We start from the raw sequence: 1,290 nt of genomic DNA, 5'->3' as shown, positions 1-1,290 counted from the left end.
CTCCGTGCGCGCCGCCCTGGTGCCGCCGCACCGCGCCGGCCGGCCGTTCATCGCCGCCGGCCTCGTCGTCTTCCTGATCGGCCTCGCCACCGCCGGCTGGCTGGCCTGGCTCGGCGCGCTGTTCGCGCTGTTCTGCCTGTTCTTCTTCCGCGACCCCGCGCGCGTGCCGCCCGCCCGGCCCGATGCCCTGCTCGCCCCGGCGGATGGCCGCGTCGTCATCATCGACGAGGCGCTGCCGCCGCCCGAGCTCGGCCTGCCGGCGGTGATGATGCCGCGCATCGCCACCTTCCTCTCGGTGCTCGACGTGCATGTGAACCGCGTGCCGATGGCCGGCATCGTCACCCGCATCTCCTACCGCCACGGCAAGTTCGTGAACGCGGCGGCGAAGGAGGCCGAGGAGAACGAGCGCAACGCCCTCGCCATCCGCCTCGATTCCGGCGCCGAGATCGCGGTGGTGCAGATCGCCGGGCTGATCGCGCGGCGCATCCTGTGCGACGTGCACGAGGGCGACCGGGTGGAAACCGGCGCGCGCTTCGGCATCATCCGCTTCGGCAGCCGCACCGATCTCTATCTGCCGCCCGGCACGGTGCCGCTGGTCGCGGTCGGCCAGCGCATGGTCGGCGGCGAGACGGTGATGGGCCTGCTGCCCCCCGCCGCGCCGCAAGGCGGGTCATGAGCGGGGCGGAAAAGCCGCCGCTCTTCGCCCTGCCCCGGCGCCGCCCGCCGCGCCGCCCCCGCCTGCGCGGCATGAGCTTCAACCGCATGCTGCCGAACCTGCTGACCCTGTTCGGCCTCTGCGTCGGCTTCAGCGCGATCCGCTTCGCGCTCGAGCAGCGCTTCGGCGGCGCGGTGATCGCCATCGCCGTCGCCGGCGTGATCGACGGGCTGGACGGCCGGCTCGCCCGCCTGCTCAAGGCCACCTCCCGCTTCGGCGCGGAATTCGACAGCCTGTCCGACTTCCTCTGCTTCGGCGCGGCGCCGGCGCTGGTGCTCTATCTCTGGTCGCTCAGCGCCTGGGGCGCGTTCGGCTACCTGCCGCCGCTGATGTTCACCGCCTGCATGGCGCTGCGCCTCGCCCGCTTCAACGCGGCGATCGACGAGATCCCGCACGAGGCCGATGGCCACCTGCCCGCCTTCCGCTTCGCCGGCAACTTCTTCACCGGCGTGCCCGCCCCGGCGGGGGCGGCGATCGCGCTGCTGCCGATCTATCTCGGCCTCGAGGCGGCGCGGCACGGCGGCGCCGGCCTCGCCACCCTCGCCCGCGCACCGGCGCTCAGCGCCGCGGTGCTG

2 protein-coding genes are annotated in these 1,290 nt (G+C 74.2%); both read left to right on the top strand.

Annotation, left to right across the window (positions count from 1 at the left end):
* Positions 1-676: phosphatidylserine decarboxylase (locus APM_RS13030; RefSeq protein ID WP_007423834.1), on the top strand; the 676-nt coding region annotated here is incomplete at its 5' end.
* A partial coding sequence (locus tag APM_RS13025) for a phosphatidylcholine/phosphatidylserine synthase (RefSeq protein ID WP_039888669.1) occupies positions 673-1,290 on the top strand: 618 nt, incomplete at its 3' end. The genes APM_RS13030 and APM_RS13025, both read left to right, overlap by 4 nt.

It is taken from the genome of Acidiphilium sp. PM, from assembly GCF_000219295.1.
In the GTDB taxonomy this organism is placed as follows: Bacteria; Pseudomonadota; Alphaproteobacteria; order Acetobacterales; family Acetobacteraceae; genus Acidiphilium; species Acidiphilium multivorum.
Note: the sequence above shows the minus strand (reverse complement) of the source record. Positions and strands in the feature narration are given on the sequence as shown.